This window comes from Paraburkholderia domus (genome assembly GCF_905220705.1).
GTDB lineage: Bacteria > Pseudomonadota > Gammaproteobacteria > Burkholderiales > Burkholderiaceae > Paraburkholderia > Paraburkholderia domus.
Map to the genome: position 1 here is coordinate 26595 of NZ_CAJNAT010000050.1, position 6883 is coordinate 33477.

Annotated in this window: 9 protein-coding genes; 4 read left to right on the top strand and 5 right to left on the bottom strand. The window is 60.1% G+C overall.

The features are described from left to right. Window positions 1-104 precede the first annotated feature (104 nt). From KHO31_RS37525 to KHO31_RS37535, 3 genes are all read left to right on the top strand, one after another. A complete protein-coding gene (locus tag KHO31_RS37525) occupies window positions 105-464 on the top strand; it encodes a DUF3564 domain-containing protein (protein ID WP_201081306.1) in 360 nt (119 codons plus the stop codon). Between the two features lie 389 nt (window positions 465-853). After that, window positions 854-1603: a DNA/RNA non-specific endonuclease gene (locus tag KHO31_RS37530; protein ID WP_211625864.1), complete on the top strand. Its 750-nt coding sequence runs from the start codon at window positions 854-856 to the stop codon at window positions 1601-1603. Further along, window positions 1596-1856, top strand: coding sequence for a hypothetical protein (locus tag KHO31_RS37535; protein WP_121107400.1), 261 nt, complete (start codon window positions 1596-1598; stop codon window positions 1854-1856). The genes KHO31_RS37530 and KHO31_RS37535 overlap by 8 nt, the downstream gene beginning before the upstream one ends. Before the next feature lie 143 nt (window positions 1857-1999). On the opposite strand, the gene argE is transcribed toward KHO31_RS37535, so the two are convergent. From argE to KHO31_RS37555, 4 genes are read right to left on the bottom strand one after another with little or no spacing between them, the layout of a single operon-like run. Further along, window positions 2000-3163 (bottom strand): acetylornithine deacetylase, encoded by a 1164-nt coding sequence (gene argE, locus KHO31_RS37540; protein WP_211625866.1) that lies wholly within the window; start codon window positions 3161-3163, stop codon window positions 2000-2002. After that, window positions 3156-3833 (bottom strand): DUF1028 domain-containing protein, encoded by a 678-nt coding sequence (locus KHO31_RS37545; RefSeq protein WP_211625868.1) that lies wholly within the window; start codon window positions 3831-3833, stop codon window positions 3156-3158. The genes argE and KHO31_RS37545 overlap by 8 nt, the downstream gene beginning before the upstream one ends. A gap of 10 nt (window positions 3834-3843) precedes the next feature. Beyond that, a complete protein-coding gene (locus KHO31_RS37550; protein ID WP_201081297.1) occupies window positions 3844-4281 on the bottom strand; it encodes a RidA family protein in 438 nt (145 codons plus the stop codon). Continuing rightward, window positions 4281-5606 carry a flavin-containing monooxygenase gene (locus tag KHO31_RS37555; protein ID WP_211625870.1) on the bottom strand — a complete coding sequence of 442 codons (1326 nt, stop codon included), beginning with the start codon at window positions 5604-5606 and terminating at the stop codon, window positions 4281-4283. Before KHO31_RS37555 ends, KHO31_RS37550 begins: the two co-directional genes overlap by 1 nt. A gap of 179 nt (window positions 5607-5785) precedes the next feature. Here KHO31_RS37555 and KHO31_RS37560 point away from each other — a divergent pair, with 179 nt between their 5' ends. Continuing rightward, complete coding sequence (locus tag KHO31_RS37560) at window positions 5786-6712, top strand: LysR family transcriptional regulator (RefSeq protein WP_201081293.1); 927 nt, start codon at window positions 5786-5788, stop codon at window positions 6710-6712. Between the two features lie 60 nt (window positions 6713-6772). On the opposite strand, the gene KHO31_RS37565 is transcribed toward KHO31_RS37560, so the two are convergent. Beyond that, the coding region (locus KHO31_RS37565; protein WP_201081291.1) for a DUF3138 family protein at window positions 6773-6883 on the bottom strand (111 nt) is incomplete at its 5' end.

Sequence of the window (6883 nt, forward strand, 5' to 3'; positions counted from 1 at the left end):
GTAAGTTTTTTTCGTGCCCGATCGTCATACCTTTTTTGCCTTGCATAACGCGCGTCGCGGCATAGACTGATAAAGCATTACTTCGCAATTTGTACGGAACTGCTATGCGACTGACCATCCTCATCAACGGTTCCGATCCCACCGTCAGCCACGATTACGCTGTGTTATGGCTCGACACCGATGAACACCGGTGGTCGAGGGAAGCGCATCAAGGGATCGATCTGCCCCCGTGGGGCGAGTTACACGACGACAATGGCGTGACCACGCTCTGTGCGCCGAGCACGGATGCGCCGCTGTGCACGCTGCGCGGATTGCACGTTGATCGCAAGCAGCGCGTGAGCGCGGCGCAAGGTGCAGCAGCGTGGACTGCATTGCCCACGCGCGCGCAAACCAGCGGCTTCTGGCGGCTGCAAGCCGTCGACCGCCAGAACGTGCACGCCGAGCACAGCGTATTCGGTAATTAAGTTCGAACGCTTTTTCGCTGGTCGAAATTTTTACTCACACGAACCGCGCCGCCGTGCGCGGGCGGATTCGTGTGCGCGCTTGTGACCCGCAACTCACCCCATACTCTGCATCGCGCGCGCTTAAGTCCGTCTTAAGTTTGCGTGCGTACAGTTGGAACTCCACGCATTAGGGTCGCTGCAAAGCGGCCCGTTTTTTTTTGGTGTGGCGCTTTTTGCTTTGCGCCGTATGCTTCTTCCGCTTCTTCCGCTTCTTCCGCTTGCACCCTTTTCATCGCCGTGGGCGCCGCGCAAAAATCGCTTCTTCCCCCTGCGTTTTCCTGCGTTCCACGTCGCTCGACACGGACTCGCGACGCTATACTTGCGCCCCCGATCCCTCGACTGACCGACACATGAAGAAGTGGTTTGCCTGTCTGTTATTCGCCGTTGCCGCTCACGCGAGCGCGGCGCCTTCCTGCACCCAGTTCACCCCGAATGCGCAATGGCCAATTCTGACCAATCAGAAGATGGCACCAAAAACGCGCATGCTTTGCTATAGCGATTTCGCGGTGCTGCATTCGGGTATCACGCATGGTCCGCTGTGGTCCGCCGAGCATCTGACGCGCGACCATATTGAAGCCGCCAAAGACATGGTCCGCACCAACAAATTCTTCGAAGACGCGCGTTTGCCCGACGGCGAAAGCGCAACGCTCGCGGACTATAAGCGCAGCGGCTTCGACCGTGGGCACATGAGCCCGGCAGGCAATCGCTGGAATCAGGAAGCGATGGCACAATCGTTTTCGCTGGCCAACGTGGTGCCGCAGAACCGCGAAAACAATCAGCGTTTGTGGGCGCGGATAGAAACATCCGTACGTAAGATCGCGATGTCTTACGACGACACCTACGTGATCACCGGGCCGATTTTCAGCGGCCAGCAATTGCAGACCATCGGACCGACGCACGTCTTCGTGCCGACGCAATTGTTCAAGGTGGTCTACGTGCCGTCCCGACAGATGGCGTTCGCGGTGGTGGTGGACAACGTGTCGACCAACCGCTACGACATCAGGACGATTCACGAACTCGAGGCGGCATCGGGCATCCGTTTTCCGGGTATTCCGGAGAATCTCAAAGATCAGCGACCGGGAGGACTGAAAGGTGTTTAAACCCTATTCGAACGACGACGACGTGCTCAACATCCAGGGCGATGCACTCACCGTCAGCAACGGTACGACGCGCGTGGTGCTGAACGGAACGCTGGAGCTGACTCAGGACCAGCGCGGGCTGAAAGCGGCGCTGGCGCTGAAGGAAGCGATCGATGCGGTGGTGGCTGCGTTGCAGGCGCAGACCAATTTGCCGGCGAAGGTGAAGGACGAACCGGATGCGAAGCCGGGTGTCGTGCAGAATCCGTTTCAATAACGCGTTCACGGATTGCCGGCTCGGTTTGCCAATGTTGTTCGTGATTGGCGAACGCCAGAAGCGTCATGATTCCGACGACGCGTCGCACCCATGTTATGCGTCGGCGAATTCGCGCCCGGTTCATCGTGGGCCTCGTCTGAGTATCAGCAAGGGCCCCAGAGGTATTCGGCCAGGCGAGCCAGCATAGCATCGCATCGGGTCAGTTGCTCAAGCGTAATAAATTCGTCCGGCTTGTGCCCTTGATCCATGCTTCCCGGCCCGCAGACCACGGTGGGAATGCCCGCCTGGTCGAACAGTCCGCCCTCGGTGCCGAAGGCCACCGTACCGAACTCGGTGGAACCGCTCAACAGTGCCAACAGACGTGCCGCTTCGCTGTCAGGCGAGGTGGCCAATCCCGGGTAGGCGGAGAGCGGCTGCAAGCGAATGTCAGTATCGGGCTGCACCGAGCGCATCTTCGGCAGCAGCTCGGCCTCGGCGTAGGTCTGCAACTCATCCGCCACTTCGTGAGCGTGGAAGCCTGGCAAGGCGCGTACCTCGAAATCGAATTCGCATTCAGCCGGCACGATGTTCAGCGCACGGCCGCCTTTGATCACACCGGTCTGCACCGTCGAGAACGGCGGATCGAAGCGCTGATCGTGATGTTCAGGCCGCGCCAACTGCGCGCCGATCTCTCCCAGCCGGCCGATCAGTCGCGCCGCGTATTCGATAGCGTTGACCCCATAGGGTGCGTAGGCCGAGTGGCAGGCGGCCCCTTTCACCTGGCAACGCATGGCCAGCTTGCCCTTGTGGCCCAGCACTGGTTTCAACTCGGTCGGTTCGCCGATCAGGCACAGGCGAGGCTTGTGCGGACGCTTTTCCAGATCCGCCAACATCGGCCGCACACCCAGGCATCCCACTTCCTCGTCATAGGAGAAGGCAAGGTGTACCGGTAGCTTGAGCGTCCGCTTGAGAAAGTCTGGTACCGCCGCCAACACCGAGGCGATGAAGCCCTTCATGTCGGCCGTGCCGCGACCGTACAAGCGACCGTCTCTCTCGGTGAGACGGAACGGCTCCACCGTCCACGCCTGCCCATCCACCGGCACTACATCGGTATGGCCGGAAAGCACAACGCCACCTCGGTCACGGGGACCGATGGTGGCGAACAAGTTGGCCTTGGTGCGCTCCGGGTTGTAGAAAAGCTCGCTCTCCACGCCGAGGTCAGCCAGGTAATGCCGGATGAACGCGATCAGTTCCAGGTTGGAGTCCCGACTGACCGTGGCAAAACCGATCAGCCGTTCGAGCAACTCGCGGCTGGACATCTCACTCATTGCCCGGCACCCCGTAGCTGGGCGCCGCGGTCGGATCCAACGCCCGAACCAGGTAGTCTTGCATCTGCGGCCGATAGGCTTGCCAGAGCGCGTCCAACTGGCCGATTTGGTCTTCATCCGCCCAGTCGACTCGCAGATCGACGATCGGCCAGGTCACGTCGCCCACTACCTTGAGCGCCGCCGAATGCACGGGCCCCGCTTCACCACCGGCCCTCATCGCAGCATGCATTGCCGCCAGTAAGCGCTCGGCAAGCATCCCGGGCGCATTCTCGAACGCCTGAACCATCGCTTCGATGACCTGGACACCAGCCAGCAAGTTGCCAGCGGCTACGCACTGCTTACCGGCCACGGCGTTGTGCACGCCCAGCGCTTCTTTACCGCTGAAGAACGCGGTACGGCCCTGGCCGTCGATGATCGTCACCTGTCGATACTGGCTCCAACCGTTGGCGCTGAGCGCCCGGTCCAGAGCTGCCGCCGGCTCGATCTGCTGGCTTTCGAGGAGGTCGAGGATCTGTGGACCGAGAGCAGGCAACGTGACGTTCTGCGTCGCCACCGCACCCACACCCGTACGTACCCAGGGGCATCGAGCACCCACCGCGATACTGGAAGAGCTGATGGCAATCCCAAGCTGCCCGGTTTCCGGGCAACGTCCAACGATAGAGAATGTCATGTCCTGATCCTTAGGCCTGAGCCGGCTTCCAGTCATCCGGGATCACCGCGATCACATCGATCTCCATCAGCCACTGCGGCTGCCCCAGCGCGCTCACAACCAGACCGGTGGAAATCGGAAACACGCCCTTGAGCCACTTGCCGACCTCCTGGTACACCGGCTCGCGATAGCGCGGGTCGATCAGGTAGGTTGTGGTCTTGACGATGTGGGACAAATCACTGCCCGCCTCTTCCAGCAGCTGCTTGACGTTCTTCATCGCCTGCCCGGCCTGGGCGCCCGGGTCGCCGAGCCCGACCAGCCGGCCGTCGAAATCGGTGCCCACCTGACCGCGCACATAGACGGTGTTGCCGGCGCGCACGGCCTGACAAAGATCGTTATCCAGTGACTGGTTCGGGTAGGTATCCTTGGTGTTGAACATGCGGATGCGGGTGTGTGTAGGCTGGCTCATTAGTGCACCTCAGTACTCGGAAGAAATTTTGCTTCGTAGATCTCGCGACCGTCTTCTGCCTGGCGTTCCGAGGCATCACGGTAGGAGAGATATTTGCGCTGCGTAACGATATGGTCGGCAATATGCTTGGCATCGTGCCAAACGCCCCAGATGAAAGCGGAGCCACGACGCGACAGCCATGGCAGACCCAGGAAATAGACACCAGGTTCCGTCGACACGCCGCGCTGATGCTTCGGCTTACCGTTCGAGTCGAAAGCATTGACATGCAGCCAGTCGTAATCGACGGCATAGCCGGTTGCCCACACGATCGAGGTGACGCCGGCCCGCGCCAGATCGAGTTCAGGAAGAGGATGAGTCACGCATTCCGGATCCGGCAGCGCAATGCGGGCTTCAGGTTCTTCCGGAAGGTCGAGACCATTGCGCGCAACATAGGCGTCGGCTGCATTCAACAACGCCAGATAGTTCTCATCGCCGCGAGCCAGATTGTCTGCAAGATCCGCTTCGAAGCGCACTACGCCGTCATTGAACGATTTCGTCAAACCAACCAGCGTGATTCCTTGAGCGGCGAGACGCCGGAAGTCGACCGTATAGCCGCCGCGAGCGCCGCTTACGGCAATGGTGACATGCTCCCTGCCCGGTCTCATGACCTCTGCATCCCATTCGCCGAGAACGCCCAGCCACCAGCAAAAGTCGCGGTTGCGATACGCGCGCGGAGGACGATCGTGCGCTCCAACCGAGAGGTAAACCTTCTTGCCTGCGCGCTGCAGCTCATCCGCGATCTGCACCCCTGACGACCCGGCACCGACCACTAGCACCCCACCCTCGGGCAGTTGCCCAGGATTGCGATATTCGGCCGAGTGGATCTGGGTGAGCTTCTCGTCTTCAGGCGCGATTGGTGGGATGACCGGGCGCTGAAAGGGTCCGGTTGTGACAACCACGCGGTTGGCCTCGATCACGCCCTTGGTTGTCTCGATCGTGAAGCCCGAGCGGCCCGCATTGCGTATAGCCTTCGTCACTTCCACACCCGTGCGAATGGGTGCGTTGAACTTCTTCGCATAGGCTTCAAAATAGTCCGCAACCCGGTCCTTCGAAGCAAAGGCGTCGGGGTCGAGATCGTCGAACTCCATGCCCGGGAAACGATCGTGCCAGGCCGGACCATTGGCAACCAGAGAATCCCACCGCCCCGTGCGCCAGCGTTCGGCGATTCGATCGCGCTCCAGGACGAGGTGGGGTACCCCGAGTTTGCTCAGGTGTTCACTCATGGCTATGCCGGCCTGACCGGCGCCGACAACAAGCGTATCGATTGACGTTCTTTCAACTGTCATGCCTTTCTCCTTCCAGGATCTACTGATGAAAGAAATCTACGCGGAAACACACCATCTGAAAAACACATTTAAAAAATGCAAAACATCTGTTTTAGCTATGCAAAGCGCGAGATAATCAGCACGGAGCCGAGCGGCATGCCCGGCGCCTCCAGAATGATTTTTCTCATGGGAACAGTTCAATGGAAAGCCCACTGCTTCGGTATTCGCTGCGCCAGCTGCGATACTTTGTCGTGACTGCAGAAGCACTGTCTTTTACCGGTGCGTCCAAAGTCCTGCACATTTCGCAGCCCTCGATTTCTACGGCGATTGCGGAGCTAGAGGAGTCTTTTGGTGTGCAACTGTTCATCCGCCACCACGCCTCCGGGCTTTCCCTGACCCAGGCGGGGCGCGAGATGCTGGGCAAGACGCGTGACCTGCTAAAAAATGCGGAGGAACTGCAGGTTGCTGCCCGCGGGATGGACACCGGCATATCGGGCGGCATCGCGCTGGGTTGTCTGGTTTCGCTTGCCCCGCCGTTGCTGCCGGGCCTCATCAGCCACTTTGTCGCCCAACATACCGGCGTCGTATTCCAGACGCTGGAAGCGCATCAGGAAGATTTGTTCACGGGCCTGCACGACGGCTCGCTCGACCTCGCGCTGACCTACAGCATCGATCTGACTGACGACATTGAATTCCTGCCCATGCTGACGTTGCCGCCGTACGTCATCTTGCCGAAGACCCACCACCTGGCGCAGCATCGCTCGATCGCGCTTGCGAATCTGGTTGGGGAGCCCTACGTCATGTTGGACCTGCCACATAGCCGGGAATATTTTGCGGGCCTGTTCGACGCGGTGGGCGAGCGGCCGGTCCCGGCGTTCAAGTCCGCACAACCCGAGGTGGTGCGCGGTATGGTGGCGAATGGTCTGGGATACAGCATCCTGAACTTCCCGCTCAAATCGACCCATACCGTGGACGGCGAGGATTTCGTCGTCAAGCGGTTCAAGGACGACGTTGCAGCAGCCACGTTGGGCATTGCACAGTCGCGCAACATGAAGCCGAGACAGGTTGTGCGGCATTTCACAGCCTTCTGTGAAGCGCAGATAAAAAAGCAGCACGCGAAGCGCTGAACTTTTGCGCTGGGGCCCGGCTGACATCCGTCAGCGGGCACCTCACTTCGACGCAAAGCGTTAGAACGAGTAGATGAGTTGCGTGCCGAGCAGGTCGTTGGACTTGCCATACGAACCGTCGTTCTTCAGGAACACCTGCTTGTTGGCCCAGTCGTGGCGATATTCCACCTT

Coding starts and splice junctions, on each gene's coding strand:
- KHO31_RS37525 (WP_201081306.1), top strand. CDS start 105: ATGCGACTGACCATCCTCATCAACGGTTCCGATCCCACCGTCAGCCAC.
- KHO31_RS37530 (WP_211625864.1), top strand. CDS start 854: ATGAAGAAGTGGTTTGCCTGTCTGTTATTCGCCGTTGCCGCTCACGCG.
- argE (WP_211625866.1), bottom strand. CDS start 3,163: ATGAGTGAGATGTCCAGCCGCGAGTTGCTCGAACGGCTGATCGGTTTT.
- KHO31_RS37545 (WP_211625868.1), bottom strand. CDS start 3,833: ATGACATTCTCTATCGTTGGACGTTGCCCGGAAACCGGGCAGCTTGGG.
- KHO31_RS37550 (WP_201081297.1), bottom strand. CDS start 4,281: ATGAGCCAGCCTACACACACCCGCATCCGCATGTTCAACACCAAGGAT.
- KHO31_RS37555 (WP_211625870.1), bottom strand. CDS start 5,606: ATGACAGTTGAAAGAACGTCAATCGATACGCTTGTTGTCGGCGCCGGT.
- KHO31_RS37560 (WP_201081293.1), top strand. CDS start 5,786: ATGGAAAGCCCACTGCTTCGGTATTCGCTGCGCCAGCTGCGATACTTT.